We start from the raw sequence: 19,622 nt of genomic DNA, 5'->3' as shown, positions 1-19,622 counted from the left end.
TAATTCCGAGTGACCTTCGGTTGCCAGCCATGCCTTCGTGAACACGAAGGCAGCAGGCCAGGGGGCTTTGCCCCCGTGGACCCCCGAAGGATGAGGCTGTGTTTCATGAAAGACGCATTTGTAAAAATCCGAATCTCCGATATCGACAAATCCCGGCTCATGGAGTTCGCTGGTCAGTCGAGCAAATCGGCTTCGGAAATCGTCCGCTCTGCTCTCGATGAAACCATGCGTGGGAACATAGCTGGCGATAAACGCCGCAAAGATATCGCGACGCTGCGTCGTTCTACGAATCTGATGCTCGAAGCCTTTGCCGAAAAGCCAATCGACGTTCAAAAAATTAAGGAAATTGCCGCCCAGGTCCGTCAGGATGCCCTCAGGGTGCTGGCATGATCTGCGCCGTGATTATCAAAGCCATCAGATTTAGGACGAGGTCGAGCGTAAACAGGCTGATCAGCCATCTCAAGAACGGCGTCGATAATGACGCAGTTACGTTTCTTACCGGCACCACCGCCGATATCACCGACATGCATTCCGACGCATTGGCTAAACGGTCAACGTATTCAATACGTCATTGGATCGTCAGCCCCCATGAAGCGACCACCAGGCACCAGATGCGCGAGGTCGTGACGATGCTCGCGGAAGAGTTCGATTTTGATGCTACACGCGCGGTTATCGTTGAGCACGCGAAGCCGCGTGCTGCGGCAGATGCTCACAATATTCATTGGCATGTGCTGGTCGGCGAGGTTGATCCCGTGACCCGCAAAGCGCTCCGGTGCTCATTTGATCGCATTATCCACGAGCTTGTCGCCCGGTGGTCGGAATACAAATTTGGGCACCGGTTCGTTCAGGGGATGCACACGAAATCCGTAATCGTTGGATTGCGTAAGCGTGGCGCTGAAGATGTCGCCACGAGTATCAAAGGTCAACTTGGTGAAGCGGAGCCTCCGTCAAGGGAAGCCTTTACTCATGCCCAGCATCAGGCCAAGAAACGAGTGGGGACTGATCTTCCGGCTGTTAGACAGGCTGTGAAGCAGGCCATGGCGACTGCGACCAAAAGGGCCGACCTGGAAGTCTCATTGGCCGCCTCGTCACTGCTGGTTGCGGCTGGAGAAAAGCGTGACACATGGATCGTGACTGGTTTGGACGGAGAGTTCATTGGCTCTCTGGCCCGCTTATCGGGTGTCAAGAAGGCAAAAATCGACAGAATAATGGGGGGAGTGAGCGATGAGCCAGCCAACGACAAAAGTGACAATCGAACAAGCAATTCTGGCCGAAGCGCGAGCCATTCGCCGCCTGCTGCAGCCGCCAAGCGACCAGCAAATACCCGGCCCCGAGGTTCTCATTCAGATACAGGCCAAAATCCTGGAAGCGCTGGAAAACGTGTCGAGCCAGATAGAGCGCCTGAATCAGAGATTGGATCACCTCAAGCCATCGCCCATAGTCCCGTAGGCTGGTTTGCAGGCCTAAATAAGGACACGGCTCGGCTTTCTTTGCTTCTCGGCAAGGCCAACATGGCCGCGATGTCCGCAGAAGAGCGCATTGCAGCATCCCTTTGGGAGATCGAGGAGCAGGCGAGATTTGATTTTAATCGGAAAGTTCCTGTCTTCGCATGTTCTGAAAAGACCGCCCGACTGCGGATCGACGTCGCAGACAAAGAGAAAAGCGTTGCCAAAAAATGGGACACGCACTTCGATGCGGAGCGACGGCTTGGCAAGGCCAAACGACCCAGGTGGTGGCACTACTTACTGGGAATTGCGTTTATACTGGAACGCCAACAACGGCACGTAGCGTCAGCGTTTCAGCAAGCATCCGATGAATTAAAGAAGTGCAGCTCCGATCTGCTGGTGGCAAAATCGAAGCTCGTTCGCCAGGAGTTTCGCGACAAAGAGCAGCATACCGCTCTTGTTCAGGAAATAACCAAAAGAAAGGAAGCTGCTGGTCCAGTCCTTGAGCAAGTGGCGGCAGCAAACAAGATCATCCGGCAGCATCCGCTTATGGCATTCTGCGGTCTCGATTTCATTCTCGCCCAAGCCCGTACTCGGGTCCGTGATCAGCAGCAGGCCGAGGAGAAGTTCGAGAACGACTTAGACAATCGTCGTTTCGGATATGGACTATAATCCGTATACCGATGTCTATCTGCGGCATAAAAATGTCTTGCGCTGTTGCCACAATTGTCTGTAGCATTGTCATATTAGGTAAGCAGGTTTCGCAAGGCTTCTCAATGGCTTGAGAAAGCGGAAAAACCTAGCTGGGGCTCCTGGCGCCCCAGCCATGTTTGCTGAATAATATATCGCTTAGCGTCACCCTTAGGGGAAAGTCGGTCCCGATTGAGGACAAATGTACTTGTTAGTATTTGCAACCTATAATATTATTTGTATGCTCCTATAACCTCTGGGAGAGTCGGAGCAAATGCATGGGGTTTATATCGTCGCTGCTGGCCTTGATCGGAGCAGGTGGTAATCGGACGGCTGATACGAGCGACCAGCGTGCCGAAGTCGCCCGCTTAAATGCCGAGGTTGCGACAGAGACAAAGCGGGCGTTGGATATGATTGAGGCGGCGATACCCAGATTGACACAACGTTGCGCTGAGGTTTGCGGAGATGATCCGCAAATGTGCGAAAGCATGGTCAAGGTGCTTGATGAGCAGAAAGAGGCTGCGCTCAAGGTTTTGAGAATGGCCGAGGACTACGAAACCAAGATCATGATCGCGGATAGTTTCATCAATTGGAACAGGGTGCTTCAGCAAGTCCGAGAATGGCGCGAGACCGCTTCACGAATGGCGCCGTGGGTCGAGGAAATCATCGGCCGGTACGACAGAGCTTTTGATAAAGCCGGCGCACGGAATTAAAGGTTGCACCACCGCTTCACACGTCCGCTGGCGGTCGCCGCCGCCCCAAGTAATGTCTTGTTAACACGGCACCAGATGGCCAATATCCCGTCGACAATGGGACCGGCGCACTCGCACTGAACTCGCCATCCCATCACCAAAACGAAAAGGCCCGCCGAAGCGGGCCTCCTGGTCAAAGGATCTTCGCCAGAAAATTCTTGGTTCGATCCATCTGCGGATTTGAGAAGAGCTCCTTCGGAGGACCTTCTTCGAGGATCTGGCCGTGATCCATGAAGATCACGCGGTGGCCCACTTCGCGGGCAAAGCCCATTTCGTGGGTGACGACGACCATCGTCATGCCTTCCCGCGCCAGATCGTTCATGACCTGCAGCACTTCGCCCACCATCTCGGGGTCGAGCGCCGAAGTCGGCTCGTCGAAGAGCATGACGTCGGGCCCCATCGCCAGCGCGCGCGCGATGGCGACACGCTGCTGCTGACCGCCGGAAAGCTCGTCGGGATAGTTCGCTTCCTTGCCGCGCAGGCCGACTTTTGCCAGCAGGTCATGCGCCACGCGTTCGGCCTCCTCAGGCGCAACCTTCTTGACCTTGCGTGGCCCGATCGTGATGTTTTCCAGGATCGTCAGGTGCTTGAAGAGATTGAACTGCTGGAACACCATCCCGACATGCTGACGCAGCTTGTGGATGTTGGTCTTGGGGTCGGTCAGCATCATCCCTGCGACTTCGATGTCGCCGCTGGTTGGCGTCTCCAGCCCGTTCAGGCAGCGCAGGAAAGTGCTCTTGCCGCTTCCCGACGGTCCGATGACGACGACGACTTCGTTGTTCTCCACATGCGTGGTGATGCCTTTGAGGATTTCATGATGCCCGAAGGACTTGTGAAGCTCTTTAACGCTTATCAACTTGAAGCCTCCTCTCGATATAGGACGAGCACTTCGACAGGGAGAAGATCATGATGAAGTAAAGTACCGCGACGAAACCCCAGATCGTGAAGGATGCGAAGGTTTCGGCAATCACGATCTCGCCCTTGTAGACCAGCTCGGCAATGCCGACCGGCGCCAGCAGTGAGGTATCCTTGATTGTCTGGGCCGCCTGGTTGACCAATGGCGGGATCATGCGCTTGAAGGCCTGCGGCAGAACGATGTAGCGCATCGTCTGGAAGCCGGTCATCGCGATGCTTGCCGCTGCCTCCTTCTGCCCCCGGTCGACGCCGAGGATGCCGGCGCGGACGATCTCGGTGACATAGGCGCCCTCGTTCAGGCTGAGGGTGAGGGCGGCTGCGAGGATAGGGTAGGTGAGCTGCCCGAACCAGGCATTGACAGGCAGAATTGCCGGCAGGCCGAGCACGATGAAGAAGAGCTGGACCAGCAAGGGCGTCGATCGGAAAATCTCGACATAGGCGGTGGCGATCCATCGCAGCGGCGCAACCTTCGAAAGACGCATGAGCGCCGCAACCAGCCCGATGATCACCATCAGGATGATAGCGACGACCGAATACTCGATCGTCAGGAGCAGACCGTTGAGGATCACAGGTAAATTTTGCCAGATGGCGTCCATGAACCGTGCCTTATTTGTTTGTTTTATTTATTATGTACCGGAGGATCGATGCGGGCTGCGCAGCGCGATCAAGCGCTACGCAGCTTACGGATCAATCACATGACTTCCGGGAAGCCTGAAATATCGCCGGCCGATATTATTCCGAAAGCGCGACCTTTGCCGGGTCGACCACGTCGTTGACCTCGCCGCTCGTATCGCCGCCAAAATACTTCACGAACAGCTGATGATACTCACCGCTCTTGCGGATCTTGGCGAGGCCGTCATTGATCTTGGCGACGAGATCGGGCTTCGTCTTGCTGATGGCGATGCCGTAATATTCGCCCGTCAGCAGCGGGCCGACGGTCTGCACGCCGCTGTGCTTGGCCTTGAAGTCGATGTTGACGGGGTTGTCGAAGATCACCGCGTCCGCACCGCCGGTCATAAGGGCCTGATAGGCGGCGTCGATGCTCTGGAACTGCTTGATGTAATCGGATGAGAAGCCGTGGCCCGTCAGGTAATCGACCGAAGACGTTGCCTTCTTCGTGGCGACGACATGACCCTTCAGATCATCGAAGCTCTTGATGCTGGAGTCCGCCTTCACCAGAACCGACAGGCCGGACTTGTAATATGCATCGCTGAAATTGGCGTTCTGCAACCGGCTAGTCTTGATCGTGATGCCCGCGACCGCGGCATCGATCGAGCCGGCCTGCAAGCTCGGGATGAGCCCGTTGAACGGCAGGGTCTTCAGCGTGACCGTCATGTTCTCGGCCCTGGCGATCGCATTGATCATGTCAATGTCGAAGCCCGTGACGACGCCGTCCTTTTCGGTTTCAAAGGGCGGGAACGTGGTATCGGCGCCGACCACGATGTTGGTTGCCGCATCCTGAGCGACGGCAACGGAAGTTCCACAAATTACGGTTGCAAGGCCGGAAGCCACGGTGGCGACCAATAAGATAAGTGCTTTATTTTTCAAGGGGGCTCTCCTTCTGACGGGAGATCATACATTTGGGCCGCCGCAACGATTTCGATAGCGCGTAACCTTAGACTGCAAGCATCTCCCGAAAAACATATTCAACGACAATCTTTCTGGGTCAAGGGTCGGGTGGAAACATTTTTGAAGATGCTAAAGCATATATGTCTCGCCCGAATCGGCGATTCCCCGCGATTTGCAGGCGATTCGCGATGCGGACACGGACTCGGCTTGGCACCGATGGCGGCTCGTCTTCAAGGATCTGCGAGAGCCAGCAGCAGTGCTGTCGGTGTGGCCGGTCGAGGCCAGGCAATGGCGCCGGCTTCGCTTGGTCATGAAACCAATGCGCGAAATTGCGCGGTGCGCCATTCATCCGCCCTTAAAGCTTGTTTGACCTTTTTCCGGCACTCTGATCGCCATCTTTTCGATGCAGGCGATCATGAACCAGAAACCCCAGGAACTGCTGCTTTCCATCGTTGCTCCCTGCCACAATGAGGAGGAGGGGCTTGGCGAATTTTGCCGGCGGGCGGAGGCGACGGCGCGGGGCATTGCCGGCGAAGCCTTCGAGATCGTCCTCGTGGATGATGGATCGACGGACGGCACCTGGGAGATCATCGCCTCGCTTGCCGCAACGACGCCGCAGGTGCTCGGCGTGCGCCTCATGCGCAATCACGGCCACCAGCTTGCCGCGACCGCCGGTCTTGCCGCCTCGCGCGGCGAGCGGGTGCTGCTGATCGATGCCGATCTTCAGGACCCGCCGGAGCTCCTGCTGATGATGATGCCGATCATGGATCGCGGCGCGGACGTCGTCTATGGCCAGCGCGTGCGCCGGCAGGGGGAGAGCTGGTTCAAGCTTGCCTCCGCCTCGCTCTTCTATCGGCTCCTGTCGCGGCTCGCCTCGGTCGCGATCCCGCGCGATGTCGGTGATTTCCGGCTGATGCGCCGCCGCGTCGTCGATATTCTGCTGGCCATGCCGGAGCGGGACCGCTTTATCCGCGGCATGGTGAGCTGGATCGGCGGCCGACAGGTGGCGCTGCCCTATGAGCGCGATGCGCGCTTTGCCGGCACGACCAAATATCCGCTGCGCAAGATGATCAATTTCGCGATCGACGCGATCACCAGCTTTTCCACCGTGCCGCTGCGCATCAGCACCTGGCTCGGTCTCGCAAGTGCGGGCTGCGCCGCCCTGCTGCTGTTTTACACGCTCATCCGCTGGGTTGAAGGCGAGACGATCGTCGGCTGGTCGAGCATCATGGCGGCCATTACCGCCTTCAGCGCCATTCAGCTGATCTGCATCGGCATCATCGGCGAGTATGTCGGCCGCCTCGTGCAGGAGAACAAGCGGCGGCCGATGTTCATGATCGAAAGCCTCCTGCAGGGCGACCGATCGCTCGATATCCCCGGCGGCTTTTCCGATATGGATGCGGCAGGCAAACGCCGCGTGCTCGACGATGCCCTGCACGGGCTCGGCGAAGGGGCTGATGGTGCGGCGCAAGTGAGGGCGATTCAGTGACGCCGCGGCATTCCGCGACTTTATCGTCGATCGAGCAGACGGCGGTTTCCGATGCCGTGTCGGCGGGTCGGACGATCGATACGGATGCCGTTGCCGTCAGGCAAAAGCCGGGCATCGTCATTGCGGCCTTCCTGCTCTTGGTTGCCGTCCTTGTCGCCGCCTTCAAGTTCCCGCCGCTCCTCGATTATCCCAACCACTATGCGCGCATGTGGCTGCTCGCCGGCGGCATCGACACACCACCGTTTCATCGGATCTATGCGCTCGATTGGAACAAGACTTTCACGAATGTCGGCATCGATCTCGCCGCCTATTGGCTCGGGCCGCTGATCGGCGTGTCGCTGCTTGCGCGCAGCCTTCTCTTCCTGGCGATCGTGCTGCCGCCGCTCGGCGCGATCGCGCTGCACCGGCGCCTGCATGGCGGCGGCTACTACTGGCAGATCGGCATATTGTATTTCGCCTGGTGCGCGACGCTGATCGGCGGCTTCATCAATTTCCAGATCGGGCTCGGTATGGCGCTGTTCTTCGCGACAGCCGACCATGCCCTGCAATCGCGCAATCCGGTCGTGCTCTTCGGCTGGCGTCTCTTGGCAGGGCTGCTGCTGACGGTCATGCACCTGTTTTCGCTTGGCTTCTACATGGCGCTCGTCTGCGGCCTCGAATTCTCGTCGACGACGGCGGCCCTGACCTCGCCGCGCAATTTCCTGCGCCTTTGCGGCAGGCTCCTGATTGCGATGCTGGCCTGCGCCTTGCCGGCGATTTGCCTTTTCCTCTACCAGCCTGTCCTGCCTGATGGCGGTGGCGGCCTCGCTGCGTCCTGGAACAATTCCATTGCTCTGATCATCGCCAACCTGCTGTCGGCGCTCTGGAGCTATACGCTGCTCGCCGACATGCTGTTCCTCATCCCGCTGATCCTCGTCTGCACCTATGCAATGCGTACCCGTCGCATGACGGTGCATGTTGGTATGGCGGTCGCCGCTGTTGGTCTCTTGCTTCTGTCCTGCATCGTGCCGCGCCACATGCTAGGGACCGGCTGGATCAGCTGGCGCTTTCCGATCATGGCCGCCCTCGTCGCCATGGTGACGATCTGCCCTTTGCCTCGCCTGCCACACCGTCAGGCGTTGGTCGTCATGCTCGTGCTTTCAACGATCGTGTTGGGCAGAACAGCCTGGATCGGTGTCAATTGGTGGAATGGGGAGGCCGATGTAGCCGACATCCGGACCGTCCTGGCCGCGGTGCCCGAGGGCGCGGCGATCCTGCCGGTCACGCGGCAGCGGGGCACGCGTGACATGGTGGATCATCGGTATTTCGCCTGGAGCCAGGATGTCTTCCGGCATCTGCCGACGCTTGCCGTTCCCTATGCGCATGCCTTCGTGCCGACGATCTTTACCGCCAAGGGCAAGCAGCCGCTGACCGTGTTGCCGCCATGGAGCGATATCGCCGTACCGGAGGGCAATCTGTTCTCCATAAGCCTTCTGGATTGTCCCGATGAAATCCGGGCTTTCAGCGACATCGCACCCTATCTCAAGGATTGGCGGCGGCGCTTCGACTTTGTCCTGCTCGTCAATGCCGATGTCGAGGATCGCTTCGGCGGCGTGGTTCCGCAAGGCGTGAAACTTGCGGCCGAAACTCCGTTTGCCAAGCTCTATGCCATCGACAAGGCCTTTGTCCCAGCTGCCGATATGCCGCGCTCGAAGAGCTGCGAGGCACTCGCCGCAGCGAATGGCTGATCCCCAAAACGCAACAGGCGGCCCTTGCAGGCCGCCCGCTGGCATTGTTCCGTGATGAAGCTTCGCCTCAGCTGGCTGCTGCTGCCTTTTCCGGCGGAGCCAGAAGCTCGGCGCAGTAGGACGGGCCGTTGACGCCGGGCTGGTCGCCGAGGATGCGGACCGAGCGGATTTCGTAGCTCTGGTTGGTGACGATGTCGGCCTTGCAGCTGAGGGAGCGCTTGCCGGTCTTCTTGCCGTCCTTGGTGACGATGGTGACGTTCTTGTAGCCGCCGCGCCACGTATAGACGCGGTTGCCGCTTTCGTCGCGATCGGAGATCGGCGGGCCGTAGGCTGCGAAGAAGCGGCCAGCGGACTGGCCCTGCCAGCGATCCTGAACCGGGTTCTTGGCAAGCAGCGGCAGGGCCGCTGTCGTGGTTGTGGTTGTGGTGCTGCAACCGGCTAGAGCCAGCAGCAGTCCAGCCGCGGTGATCATGCGGATATTCATCGTGTCGTCCTTGAGCTTCTGTCACGCATTCGGTTGCGGAAAAGCCGCTCTGTCCAACGACGTTTCCACCTGTCCCGCTTAGGGCTTTAGCGCCAAAGCCGGCAAAAGAAAATTCCCATCCGCGTGTACAAGCGGGATTTTACGCTACCTGTTGCGTCTTTTGCACGCCGGTGTTTTCGGCCGACAATTCCTGCCCGTTTTCTAGGCAGATATGGCTGTAATCTTTTCGTCAAAAATCAAACGCTTTTTTGAAATTGGTGCTTGTACATCAAAAATGGCTGGTCTATAGAAGCGCCGCTGGTCACGGAGTGTAGCGCAGTCTGGTAGCGCACCACGTTCGGGACGTGGGGGTCGAGTGTTCGAATCACTCCACTCCGACCAGCTTAAAACACTGATCTTTTTCCCGAAAAACCTCCTATAAAGAAACGCCAGTCGCCTGTAGAGCGCAAGGTCTTGCCGCCGCGCGGCCGCGGCCTTCCGTCTTGATATGCAGGTTGCCTCGACGTCAGAGACTTCTGGCTTTGCCGCCATCGTTGCAGCGGCGATAGAGCCTGCTCCCGATCCCTCCGATCGCAATCCAGATCACGCCTGAAATATGCTTTTACAAAACCGGCCCTTTTTGTCGCCCGAAGCACCATATACAAGGAAGAGGGACGTGCATCCGACTCATGGAGGGGTTCGGTTGGCGCCTGCTAGAGCGGAGTGACGGAATGGACCGAGTTGAGGGGATAGTCAGATTGGCCGGGGAGACGTTTGTAAGTGGACGCCAGTGTTGCGGCGCTTTGCGCGACAATGCCGTCAGAAAGAGAGTGGGGATTGCCACCGGCTTCGGCGTGCTGGCGTTGAGCGCCGCATTTCTTCTGGGTTCCAGCACCAACGCCCTGCGCGCGGCCGATTGCGGCAATGTCGCCGGCCCCGGACTTGATTGGAGCGGCTGCAGCAAAACCAATATCATGCTGCAGAACAGCGACCTACACGGCGCCAATCTTGCCGGCGCTCATTTCGACAGCACCGATCTCAGCGACGCCAACCTGACGTCCGCCAATCTCGAAAAGGCGACTTTGGTGCGGGCCTGGCTGAAGAATGCCAGGGCAGACGGCGCCAATTTCGCAAAGATCGAGGCCTATCGCTCGGATTTCAGCAATGCCTCCGCCAATGGTGTTTCCTTTGCCAATGCCGAATTGCAGCGGGCCGAATTTGCCGGTGCGCAGCTGAAAGATGCCGATTTTCAGAAAGCGGAGCTTGGTCGAGCCGATTTCGACAAGGCCGTGCTGACGGGCGCGAATTTCTCCTTCGCCAATCTCTCGCGCGCAACCTTGAACGGCGCGGTAATAGACGGACCGACCTCTTTTGGCGCCGCCTTCATGTATCTGACGCGCATCGAGGGTGTCGATCTGTCGAAGGCGAGTGGTCTGCAGCAGGCACAGGTCAATCTGGCCTGCGGCGACAATACGACGATATTGCCCTCCTGGCTGAAGGCGCCATCCGGCTGGCCTTGCCCGCCTGACGATAAGGACTGATAGCTTCTTCAAGACGAGAACTGTGAAAGAACAAGCCATGTTCGTAGAAAAAGCCATCCGACACGACAGCAAGCCCGAGTTTTATCGCGAGCTTGCTGATCAGCTGAAGGCCTTGCTGGACGGCGAGCACGACCCGATTGCCAACGCAGCCAATACATCCGCCCTGATCTTCCAGATGCTGCCGGATCTCAACTGGGCCGGCTTCTATTTTCTGCGCCAGGAAGGCGAGCTTGTGCTCGGGCCGTTTCAGGGCAAGCCGGCTTGCGTGCGCATCGCCGTCGGCCGCGGCGTTTGCGGGACGGCGGTCGAAAAGGCGCAGTCCGTCCTTGTTGAGGATGTGCATGCATTTCCCGGCCATATTGCCTGCGATGCCGCTTCGCGCTCGGAGCTGGTCGTGCCGCTGTTCCGCGATGGAAAGGTCTTCGGTGTGATCGATCTCGACAGCCCGATCGCCGGCCGCTTCGACCACGATGACCAGGCTGGAATCGAGGCGATCGCCGCAATTTATACCGGCTCAAGCAAGGCGAACGGGTAAGATTCGAGAAGGGCAGGGCGTCACGCAGTCGTGACCGATATGGCAAATCGATCGCGCGATGCCTATATTGGCTCTGCAACCACTCCCTTAGCGCTGATCGAGCTTCATCCGGCCCTCCAGAGTCCTCATTGAGACATCAGGCCAAGCTCGGAAGGCGTGCCGAGGGGCAAGGAGAACAACAATGGGCAAATACAGCAAGACGGCAGAGGCAGTAGCCAAGCTTACCCCTGAGCAGTATCGCGTGACGCAGCAGAGCGGCACGGAACGTCCCGGATCCGGCGAATATCTCTACAACAAGCAGTCGGGTATCTATGTCGATATCGTCTCGGGCGAGCCGCTTTTTGCGTCTGCGGATAAATTCGATTCCGGCTGCGGCTGGCCAAGCTTCACCAAGCCGATCGAGCCCGCGAATGTCAGCGAGCTGACGGACATGTCGCACGGTATGGTGCGCGTCGAAGTGCGCTCGGCCGGTGGTGACAGCCATCTGGGCCATGTCTTCCCGGACGGACCGATCGATCGCGGCGGGCTGCGCTATTGCATCAATTCCGCTTCGCTTCGTTTCGTACCGCGTGACCGCATGGAAGCAGAGGGTTATGGTGCCTACATCGATCAAGTGGAGGATGTAAGATGACAACGGAACGCGCAGTTCTCGCCGGCGGTTGCTTCTGGGGCATGCAGGATCTTATCCGCCGTTACAATGGCGTCATCTCGACGCGCGTCGGCTACAGCGGTGGCGATGTCCGCAACGCCACCTATCGCAACCACGGCACCCATGCCGAGGCGATCGAGATCATTTTCGATCCGCAGAAGATCAGCTATCGCGATCTGCTGGAGTTCTTCTTCCAGATCCACGATCCGAGCACGCGTAATCGTCAGGGCAATGATGTTGGCTTGAGCTACCGTTCGGCGATCTTCTACACCAGCGAGGAGCAGAAGCAGATCGCTTTGGATACGATCGCCGATGTCGACGCTTCCGGCCTGTGGCCCGGCAATGTCGTCACCGAGGTCGCACCGGTTGGCGATTTCTGGGAGGCCGAGCCGGAGCACCAGGATTATCTGGAGCGCTATCCGAACGGCTATACGTGCCACTTCGTCCGGCCGGGCTGGAAACTGCCCCGCCGGCAGGCTGACGCAGCACAGCGCGCGGCCTCCTGATGGAAGGATCGGCCGGCCTTGGCCGGCTGAGCCTCTTCCTCGGCACATGGGAGGTGAAGCGGCGGATCATCGATCGCTTCAATCGCTCTCTGATCATATTCGAAGGGCAGGCGTTCGTGACGCCTGTCCAGTTCGAGGAACACGGCGATACGCGAAGCGATCACGCAACACTGAGAAGCAGCCGCACCTATCGGCTCGATGACGTAGATAACGATCTCGTCGTGCGTTTCCCCAATCTTTCGGAATTCATTCGCATCGGTGACGGCGCCTCGCAGCGCGTCACCCATCATTGTGGTGCCGATCTCTATCGGGGCCGTCTGTTCTTTCGCTCGCCCGATGCCTGGGCCGAGATGTGGCACGTGCGCGGGCCCAGAAAAAACTATCTGAGCCTCGCGCACTACCGACGTGTTTGACCCGAGCCGGTCTCCCGAATGAGAGATGGTGTCAGCGCGCTTGGCGTCGTGCCTGAACGGCTCTTGCCAGGTCTTCCAGTGTCCGGACGGAGGTCGGCCAGTCGATGCAGCCATCGGTGATGCTCTGGCCATAGACCAACGGCTTGCCGGGCACGAGATCCTGGCGACCGGCAACGAGATTGCTCTCCATCATCATGCCCTTGATCCGCCGATCGCCGGCTGCGACCTGCTCCGCGACCGAGGTGACGACAAGCGGTTGGTTTTCCGGGTTCTTGCTGCTGTTGGCGTGGCTGGCATCGATGATGATCCGCGGCTCGAGGCCGACCTTGAGGGATTGTTCCGCCGTCGACTGCACGCTTGCGGCATCATAGTTGGGCACTTTACCGCCGCGCAGGATGATGTGGCAGTCCTCGTTGCCGCGCGTCGAGGCGATTGCGGCGAGGCCTTCCTTGGTCACGGCCGGGAAGTGGTGCGGCTGCGATGCCGCGACGATCGCGTCGAGCGCAATACGTACGTCGCCATTTGTACCGTTCTTGAAGCCGACGGGGCAGGAGAGGCCCGACGCGAGCTGCCGATGCACCTGGCTCTCGGTCGTCCTGGCACCGATAGCGCCCCAGCTCACCAGATCGGAAATATATTGCGGCGTGATCGTATCGAGATATTCGCAGCCTGCCGGCAGGCCGATCTCGTTGACATCGAACAGCAGCTTGCGGGCGATGCGCAGACCTTCCTCGATGCGGTAGCTGCCGTCGAGATGCGGGTCGTTGATTAGGCCCTTCCAGCCGACGGTCGTGCGCGGCTTTTCGAAATAGACGCGCATGATGATTTCGAGATCGTCGGCGAAACGGTCCCGCTGTTGCTTGAGGAGTGCTGCATATTCATGTGCCGCAGCCGGATCGTGGATGGAGCAAGGGCCGATCACGACGATCAGCCGATCATCTTCATCTTGCAGGATATTGTGAACGGCATTGCGCGCCTGAGTGACGGTCGCTGTCACGGCTTCGTCGCGGGGGATTTCGTCGATGATCCGAGAGGGCGGCGTCAACGCCGTGATCTCGACAATGCGCAGGTCATCAGTGGAATTCAACACGGTATCGGTTCCTTTTGGGGTCATACCGTGGCGACAAAAAAGCCGCCAGGTAGAACTAGCGGCTGTTCGGGTCTTTGCTGTCGTGTCTCTTCTAACTACGCACAGGCCCGGCTCCGCTGAGAGCAGCGGTACGAATAAAATCGCGAGGCATATGCATGGTTCAAAGACATGCGCTGTCTCTACGACAAAAAATACTGGATGTCGATGAGGAGGAATAAGAATTGGGAGGATAGCGCCACATCTACTCTTGGCAGCAGCCCACCGCCGCCTCCGGTGCGCTGATCCTTCTCGATAGACAGAACTGCGCCGGGCAAAATAACTAACCCCTGCCTCGGAAGGACCGGCCCGACTTCGCTGGAAGTAAGGCCGGCCCCCATCCGATCAGGGGTCAAGTCAGATCAGATCTCGTAAACGAGCTATTAGAAGCTGCGGTGGAAGCGGAGCATGCCCGACCACTGGTCCTGATTGATGGAGTCCCAGTTGGTGTAGGAGACTTCCGGCGTGATCTGGAAGTTCTTGACCGGGGTGAACTTGAGGTTCGCCGTGGCGGCAAAGATCTTCGAGTCGGTGTAGGCAACCTGAGCATTTGCCTGCAGCTTGGCGTTGATCGGAACGGTTACGCCGCCCCAGGTCGCCCAGTCGCCCCAGCCGATGTTCTTGGCCGGACCAGCGCCGTTCGAGCTGGCGTACTTGTTCAGCTGGTCGCCGTCGGTGTTCCAGCCAGCCATCAAGAAGGCCTTGAAGATACCGAAGTCGGCATCGACGCGAGCCTTGATGGCGCCTTCTTCGACGATCGAGTCGTAACCGCCGACGATCTTGAAGCCGAAGTTGCCAGCCTTGTAACCGAGACCTGCAACAACGTCCGGCGTGTAGTGGTTGACGCTGCTACGGCCGTTTACGCCCGTGGCACCGGCGCCGGAGTTCGAGTCTTCGAGCGAGATAACAGCGGTGAATCCGTTGCCTGCGTCGTAGTTGTAGGTCAACTGGTTCAGTTCGTAAGGGCCGTCATAGACCACGTCGTCGTTGATGACGCCGCCAGCATAACCCGTGTACAGGTTGTACTGAGAGTCGAGCTTACCAACCGTGAAGCCGCCGAGGCTGATGTTGGCGAAGATCAGCTTGGTGGTGGTGGCGCCGCCGTCGTTCCAGTCGAAACGCAGAACGGTGTTGGTCTTCAGCGCGCCGTATTCGGTGTCGGTCGCGGTGTCGACGGTCAGGTGCGCACGGCTACGCCAGTAGGTGCCGTTGGTCGAACGCGGGTTATAAGCGTCGTACCACTTGCCTTCGGTACGGACATAACCACCGATCTTGAGGCAGGTTTCGCTGCCCGGGATGAAGAAATAGCCAGCGCCGAATGCGTCGCAGATGCGGACATATTCCAACGGTTCCGGCTCGGCAGCAACGATAGCGTCAGCCGCCTGGGCGCCAGAAACTGCTACCAAGGCAGCAGCGGAGCCGAGAAGAAGGCTCTTGATATTCATAAGTACTCCAATCCAATATAGATTGGGCATAGGCATTCGCGCCGAAAAATCGACGTGCCTTGACCCTATCCCTGTTTAAAAACCCCGACTCGGGAGAAACGGGCCCCACCCGCTTCTGGTCGTCATTAAAGACGAATTCCTGCAAAGTTATATGATATATTTCTCTCAGGATGACTTTTTCGTGATTTTTAAATTTTAGTTGCAGGAAAGCAACATCTGCAAACATAGATAGTAAGTCCTGCATAATATTGGCTGCGCAATAGTCATTTTGTGGTACAATCATATACTTTATTTCATTCGAATATTATTTGATAATATTTCTGACGAGCGTCAGGCCGCGCGGCTGCGCGCTTGATCCTTTGCACGAGGGTTGTGGTGCCCGTGCAAGAACTAAGGTCGGTATGGTCGAGCGATAGGTGGTTTGTCCGGTGCGATCAGTACGACGCGGGTCGCTTGGAGGCCGGGATGATCAGCTTGCTCAGCATCGAGCCGATCATGATGCCCCAGAGCCCGCTGGTCATGCCGACGATGATGTCGAGCGTCGAACCGTAATTGCCGCTTGTCAGCAGATGCGAAACGGAAAGCGCCAGCACGCTGCCGATCATCAGCAGGCAGGTGAAGGAAGGCGACTGCGGGTAGGCGAGACGCGCGAGCATGCCCGCGATGCAGAGTGCGACGGCACGAAAGATGTCAAACGGATTTCCGAATGCGGCCTGCCAATTGAGATGCGCAAAGGTCACGCCGATGAGCGTCGCAATATAGGTCCAGGCAATGATCTTCAAAAACCGGTCTGATATCATGGGGATATGATATAGCAGCGGCGGATGCAAACACCAGCCTGACACTGCTCCGAAGGCCGTTCGGACGCGAATACGGCGCGCACATTTTATGTGGTTTCGAAACATTCTGTTGCGCTGCGGCGGATCTTTCGGCCGTTCCCAGCCTTTGATTTGCCCTTTTGCTGTGCGGCGTGACTGGCCGGGTTACCTCCCGGCCAGCAGTCGATGCAACTTAGGCCTTCGATACGCGAAGCGCGTCTTCACCCTCTTGCAACTGCTCGAGATCTTCCGTGGGAGTTACCGAAGATGACCGGCCGAGGAAGGAAAAGACGACGACAGCCGTGATGACCGTGATAGCGGTCAGGAGCCAAAGCAGTCCGCTAAAGGCATGGCCATAACCTTGGATGATGGCGTCATGACCGATCGCCGGCACATTCGTTGCCGCCGCGCCCAGATTGCCCGTGACGAGCTGTTGCGCCGCGACCGATGCACGCTCGCCCGCCGATGCTCCGAGGCTCGACTGGATAAGGGCTGAGAGAATGGCGCTGACGATCGCCAGCGCCACGCCCTCACCAGCGACGCGGGTGGTGCTGAAGATGCCGGTTGCCATGCCGGCGCGTTCCTTGGGAACGACGCTGACCGCAAGCCCGTCCATCAGGCCCCAGGGCAGGCTGATACCGGTGCCGATCGCCAGCAGCGGGCCAATCAGCGCCGATGGGGCGGTGCCGGCGGTAAAGTGGCTGAGCCAGAAAAGACCCGCCGCGGAGATGAGGAGGCCGGTGCCGCAGATCGTCGCCGGGCTGAACCAGCGGGTGAGAAGCCCGGCAACGATCGGCAGGATCAGCAGCGGCGCCGAAAGCGCGACCATCATCCGCCCGGCGGCGATCTCGCTCATGCCTTCGATGCCGACGAAGCGAACCGGCAAAAGGATCAGCAGCACGACGAAGGCGTAGGCTGGGGCGGCTGCCAGAAGCTGCACGCCAACAAAGCGCGGATAGCGAAACAGGCTAAGATCCAGCATGGGCCTCTTCACGACGCGTTCGATGATGCCGAAGGCGAGGAAGAACAATGCCGCGCCTATCAGCAGGGCAATGACGAGCGGATCGCTCCAGCCGGTTTCGGGCGCGCGCAGGACGCCATAGGTGAAGAGTGTCAGGGCAAGCGTGAAGCTCAGTGCGCCCTGCCAGTCCAGGCCTGTCGCATCCGGATCGCGGGATTCGCGCAGGAAGCGGGCGCCGAGGCCAAACGCGAGCAGCGCCAGCGCAACCACAAGAATGAAGATCGACGGCCAGCCGAAAGCATCGATCATCAGGCCGGATGCGATCGGCCCGAAAGCGAGGCCGACGCCGAAGCTCGAGCCGACGATGCTGAAGGCGCGCATTCGCGCCGCGCCGTCGAACTCCTGAGCCAGCGATGCCATGCCGCCGGAAAAGGCGGCTGCGGCGCCGAGCCCTTGCAACGCCCGCAAGATGTCGAACCAGACGATGTCTTTGGCGAGCGCCAATCCGGCTGAAAACAGCGCAAAGCTGCCGACGCCGGTCAGGAAAATGCGCCGCCGGCCAAAGCTGTCTGCGAGCGCGCCTGCCGCCATCAGGCAGCTGCCGAAGGTCAGCATGAAGGCGTTGGTCACCCAGTTGAGGGCGATCGGGCTGCCGCCGAGCGTCCGGCTGATAGCCGGCAAGGCAACGGCCGGGCCGGTGAAGGTGAGGGGCATCGCCGCCGCAGCGCAGCAGACTGCGACGAGCACGAAGAATTTCTCGGTCGGGCTTGCGACCTTTGTCTGAGGAGAGATCATCCGATTACCGTTGAGTTTGAGCAAGGGGGAAGCCGCGGGCAATCCTGGGAGCGATGCTGACCAAAAGGCCGCCGCCCACGCGCTTCAAATGACCTCAGCAAGATATATTTGCTGCAATTGGATGATAATTGGCTTATAATTCCATTTATCCCGGAACAAAACTCTCGAATGGAGCGTGCCCATGGATCGCCTGAGCGGCTTGACGGCTTTCGTTCGCACGGCGGATCTTGGCAGCTTTGCGGCCGCCGGGCGCGTGCTCGGCCTTTCGGCCTCCGCCGTCGGCAAGGCAGTGAGCAATCTGGAGCATCAGCTTGGCGTCCGGCTGCTGCAGCGCTCCACGCGCAGCATCCGGCTGACCGAGGAGGGGCGCCTCTTTCATGAGCGTTGCCGGCGGGTGCTCGACGATCTCGACGACGCGCAGGCCTCGCTTGCCCAGGCGGTGGCGGTGCCGCGCGGACGGTTGCGCGTCAGCGTGCCGATCGTCAGCTATCACTTCCTCCTGCCCGTCGTACCGGAATTCGTCGCTCGCTATCCTGAGGTCGAGCTCGATATCGATTTCAACGACCGCATCGTCGACATGATCGAGGAGGGGGTCGATGTCGCGATCCGCAGCGGCGACCTGCCGGATTCGCGGTTGATATCGCGCACCCTGCGGCCGTTTCAGATGCTGCTCTGTGCAGCACCTGGTTATCTCGACCGTTTCGGCCTGCCTGATTGTCCGCGCGCGCTCGATGAGCACCTGGCAATCCGCTTTCGTTTCCCGAACAGCGGCAAGCTGCAGGATTGGCCATTGAAAATGCCAGAGGGCGAGTTGGATCTGCGGATGCGGACGGCCTTCTCCTGCAACAATATGGAGGCGGTGCGCGGCGCGACGGTCGCGGGTCTCGGCATCGGCTGCATGCCGGATTTCCTTGTGCGTAGTTCGCTCGCCGACGGCAAGTTGCGAACCGTTCTCGATGATTTCATCGACGAGCCCGGCCACTTCCATCTGCTCTGGCCGTCCAACCGTCATATGTCGCCCAAGGTCCGCGTTTTCGTCGATTTTCTGAGTGAGCGGCTTTTCGCCAAGAGCTGCGATGTTCTGCCGGCCGCTACGAAGCCGTGAAGCAGGGCCCATGCTGGTTGGCCTTTGACGGCATGAGCGGTCGACCGCGGTCATTGACGACAGGTGCGAACCCCTTAAGGTGGCGGTGTCCTCATTGACCTGCTGAGCTTCCATGTCTTCGGATTACATAAAGTCGCTACGCTCAAAACTGGGTTCCCAACTCATCATTTTGCCAAGCGTTGCCGCAGTCATTTCAGACGAGGCGGGACGATTGCTTCTTCAAGAAAAGTCGTCGGGTGAAGGCTGGAGCCTGCCCGCCGGCGCAATCGAATTGGGTGAGACGCCGCAACAGGCAATAGAGCGCGAAGTCTTGGAGGAAACAGGGCTGCGGGTTATCCGGTCGGAAATTCTGGCCGTGTTTAGCGGCTGTGATTTTCGCTACACCTATCCGAATGGAGATCAGGTTGAGTATCTGGTCGTGCTGTTCAAATGCGCGACAAGCGGCGAGCCAGGCGGGTTTACGGACACCGAGACGGCCAGCTTGAAATACACGGCTTTCGATGAGATGCCTAAGCTCGCGCTTCCCTATCCGATAGAGCTTTTGTTTCCGACCATCGCTCAAACCGGGTCAATCCGGTAGTCCCGCATGGCGCAAAAGATACCGCTCTACGCTGGCGTCCGCGACAGCAGTCCGTAAAATTGAAGTACGCGATATCGAGCCGCCTGCAACCGCCAAAC

Annotated in this window: 20 protein-coding genes and 1 tRNA gene; 13 read left to right on the top strand and 8 right to left on the bottom strand. The window is 59.0% G+C overall.

Going from position 1 to position 19,622, the window contains the following annotated elements:
• Positions 1 to 105 precede the first annotated feature (105 nt).
• The 3 genes from BJ928_RS02850 (at position 106) to BJ928_RS02840 (ending at position 2,848) form a co-directional block, all read left to right on the top strand.
• The gene (locus tag BJ928_RS02850; protein WP_047627636.1) at positions 106 to 390 is read left to right on the top strand and encodes a hypothetical protein; all 285 of its coding nucleotides are present in this window, start codon (positions 106 to 108) and stop codon (positions 388 to 390) included.
• Positions 387 to 2,117 (top strand): relaxase/mobilization nuclease domain-containing protein, encoded by a 1,731-nt coding sequence (locus BJ928_RS02845; RefSeq protein ID WP_047627635.1) that lies wholly within the window; start codon positions 387 to 389, stop codon positions 2,115 to 2,117. The genes BJ928_RS02850 and BJ928_RS02845 overlap by 4 nt, the downstream gene beginning before the upstream one ends.
• A 296-nt stretch (positions 2,118 to 2,413) precedes the next feature.
• Entirely contained in the window at positions 2,414 to 2,848 is a 435-nt protein-coding gene (locus BJ928_RS02840; protein WP_047627634.1) for a hypothetical protein, read from the top strand.
• A 172-nt stretch (positions 2,849 to 3,020) separates the two neighbouring features.
• Here BJ928_RS02840 and BJ928_RS02835 read toward each other — a convergent pair whose 3' ends face one another.
• From BJ928_RS02835 to BJ928_RS02825, 3 genes are all read right to left on the bottom strand, one after another.
• Complete coding sequence (locus BJ928_RS02835) at positions 3,021 to 3,743, bottom strand: amino acid ABC transporter ATP-binding protein (protein ID WP_047627633.1); 723 nt, start codon at positions 3,741 to 3,743, stop codon at positions 3,021 to 3,023.
• Positions 3,730 to 4,398, bottom strand: a complete 669-nt coding sequence (locus BJ928_RS02830; protein WP_047627631.1) for an amino acid ABC transporter permease — start codon at positions 4,396 to 4,398, stop codon at positions 3,730 to 3,732. The genes BJ928_RS02835 and BJ928_RS02830 overlap by 14 nt, the downstream gene beginning before the upstream one ends.
• A 136-nt stretch (positions 4,399 to 4,534) precedes the next feature.
• Entirely contained in the window at positions 4,535 to 5,350 is an 816-nt protein-coding gene (locus tag BJ928_RS02825) for a transporter substrate-binding domain-containing protein (RefSeq protein WP_063769428.1), read from the bottom strand.
• Between the two features lie 436 nt (positions 5,351 to 5,786).
• Between BJ928_RS02825 and BJ928_RS02815 the strand changes: the two genes are divergently transcribed.
• The gene (locus BJ928_RS02815; protein WP_052227489.1) at positions 5,787 to 6,860 is read left to right on the top strand and encodes a glycosyltransferase family 2 protein; all 1,074 of its coding nucleotides are present in this window, start codon (positions 5,787 to 5,789) and stop codon (positions 6,858 to 6,860) included.
• A 56-nt stretch (positions 6,861 to 6,916) separates the two neighbouring features.
• Positions 6,917 to 8,587 carry a hypothetical protein gene (locus tag BJ928_RS02810; protein ID WP_052227488.1) on the top strand — a complete coding sequence of 557 codons (1,671 nt, stop codon included), beginning with the start codon at positions 6,917 to 6,919 and terminating at the stop codon, positions 8,585 to 8,587.
• Positions 8,588 to 8,654: 67 nt separating this feature from the next.
• Here the strand turns inward: BJ928_RS02810 and BJ928_RS02805 are convergent, their stop codons facing one another.
• Positions 8,655 to 9,071: a hypothetical protein gene (locus BJ928_RS02805; protein ID WP_047627628.1), complete on the bottom strand. Its 417-nt coding sequence runs from the start codon at positions 9,069 to 9,071 to the stop codon at positions 8,655 to 8,657.
• A 304-nt stretch (positions 9,072 to 9,375) separates the two neighbouring features.
• Between BJ928_RS02805 and BJ928_RS02800 the strand changes: the two genes are divergently transcribed.
• The 6 genes from BJ928_RS02800 (at position 9,376) to BJ928_RS02775 (ending at position 12,694) form a co-directional block, all read left to right on the top strand.
• Positions 9,376 to 9,452: transfer RNA gene (locus BJ928_RS02800), tRNA-Pro, on the top strand.
• Positions 9,453 to 9,904: 452 nt separating this feature from the next.
• Positions 9,905 to 10,591 carry a pentapeptide repeat-containing protein gene (locus tag BJ928_RS02795; RefSeq protein ID WP_245432239.1) on the top strand — a complete coding sequence of 229 codons (687 nt, stop codon included), beginning with the start codon at positions 9,905 to 9,907 and terminating at the stop codon, positions 10,589 to 10,591.
• A 37-nt stretch (positions 10,592 to 10,628) separates the two neighbouring features.
• Positions 10,629 to 11,126 (top strand): GAF domain-containing protein, encoded by a 498-nt coding sequence (locus BJ928_RS02790; protein ID WP_047627624.1) that lies wholly within the window; start codon positions 10,629 to 10,631, stop codon positions 11,124 to 11,126.
• Between the two features lie 181 nt (positions 11,127 to 11,307).
• Positions 11,308 to 11,757 carry a peptide-methionine (R)-S-oxide reductase MsrB gene (msrB, locus tag BJ928_RS02785; protein ID WP_047627622.1) on the top strand — a complete coding sequence of 150 codons (450 nt, stop codon included), beginning with the start codon at positions 11,308 to 11,310 and terminating at the stop codon, positions 11,755 to 11,757.
• Complete coding sequence (gene msrA / locus BJ928_RS02780; protein ID WP_047627620.1) at positions 11,754 to 12,281, top strand: peptide-methionine (S)-S-oxide reductase MsrA; 528 nt, start codon at positions 11,754 to 11,756, stop codon at positions 12,279 to 12,281. The genes msrB and msrA overlap by 4 nt, the downstream gene beginning before the upstream one ends.
• On the top strand, positions 12,281 to 12,694 hold the full coding sequence (locus BJ928_RS02775; protein WP_047627618.1) for a DUF6314 family protein: 414 nt from the start codon (positions 12,281 to 12,283) through the stop codon (positions 12,692 to 12,694). Before msrA ends, BJ928_RS02775 begins: the two co-directional genes overlap by 1 nt.
• 31 nt (positions 12,695 to 12,725) lie before the next feature.
• Here BJ928_RS02775 and BJ928_RS02770 read toward each other — a convergent pair whose 3' ends face one another.
• From BJ928_RS02770 to BJ928_RS02750, 4 genes are all read right to left on the bottom strand, one after another.
• Positions 12,726 to 13,784 (bottom strand): 3-deoxy-7-phosphoheptulonate synthase, encoded by a 1,059-nt coding sequence (locus tag BJ928_RS02770; protein WP_047627617.1) that lies wholly within the window; start codon positions 13,782 to 13,784, stop codon positions 12,726 to 12,728.
• A gap of 419 nt (positions 13,785 to 14,203) precedes the next feature.
• The gene (locus tag BJ928_RS02760; RefSeq protein WP_047627613.1) at positions 14,204 to 15,265 is read right to left on the bottom strand and encodes a porin; all 1,062 of its coding nucleotides are present in this window, start codon (positions 15,263 to 15,265) and stop codon (positions 14,204 to 14,206) included.
• A gap of 434 nt (positions 15,266 to 15,699) precedes the next feature.
• Positions 15,700 to 16,065, bottom strand: a complete 366-nt coding sequence (locus tag BJ928_RS02755) for a hypothetical protein (protein WP_245432219.1) — start codon at positions 16,063 to 16,065, stop codon at positions 15,700 to 15,702.
• Positions 16,066 to 16,276: 211 nt separating this feature from the next.
• On the bottom strand, positions 16,277 to 17,839 hold the full coding sequence (locus BJ928_RS02750) for an MFS transporter (RefSeq protein ID WP_052227466.1): 1,563 nt from the start codon (positions 17,837 to 17,839) through the stop codon (positions 16,277 to 16,279).
• A 181-nt stretch (positions 17,840 to 18,020) separates the two neighbouring features.
• Between BJ928_RS02750 and BJ928_RS02745 the strand changes: the two genes are divergently transcribed.
• Together BJ928_RS02745 and BJ928_RS02740 are read left to right on the top strand one after the other, a co-directional pair.
• Positions 18,021 to 18,944 carry a LysR family transcriptional regulator gene (locus BJ928_RS02745; protein ID WP_047627611.1) on the top strand — a complete coding sequence of 308 codons (924 nt, stop codon included), beginning with the start codon at positions 18,021 to 18,023 and terminating at the stop codon, positions 18,942 to 18,944.
• Between the two features lie 112 nt (positions 18,945 to 19,056).
• Positions 19,057 to 19,524: an NUDIX domain-containing protein gene (locus BJ928_RS02740; protein ID WP_047627609.1), complete on the top strand. Its 468-nt coding sequence runs from the start codon at positions 19,057 to 19,059 to the stop codon at positions 19,522 to 19,524.
• Positions 19,525 to 19,622: the final 98 nt, after the last annotated feature.

Origin of the sequence: Rhizobium sp. WW_1 (genome assembly GCF_003610155.1) — a bacterium.
GTDB lineage: Bacteria > Pseudomonadota > Alphaproteobacteria > Rhizobiales > Rhizobiaceae > Rhizobium > Rhizobium tropici_A.
Note: the sequence above shows the minus strand (reverse complement) of the source record. Positions and strands in the feature narration are given on the sequence as shown.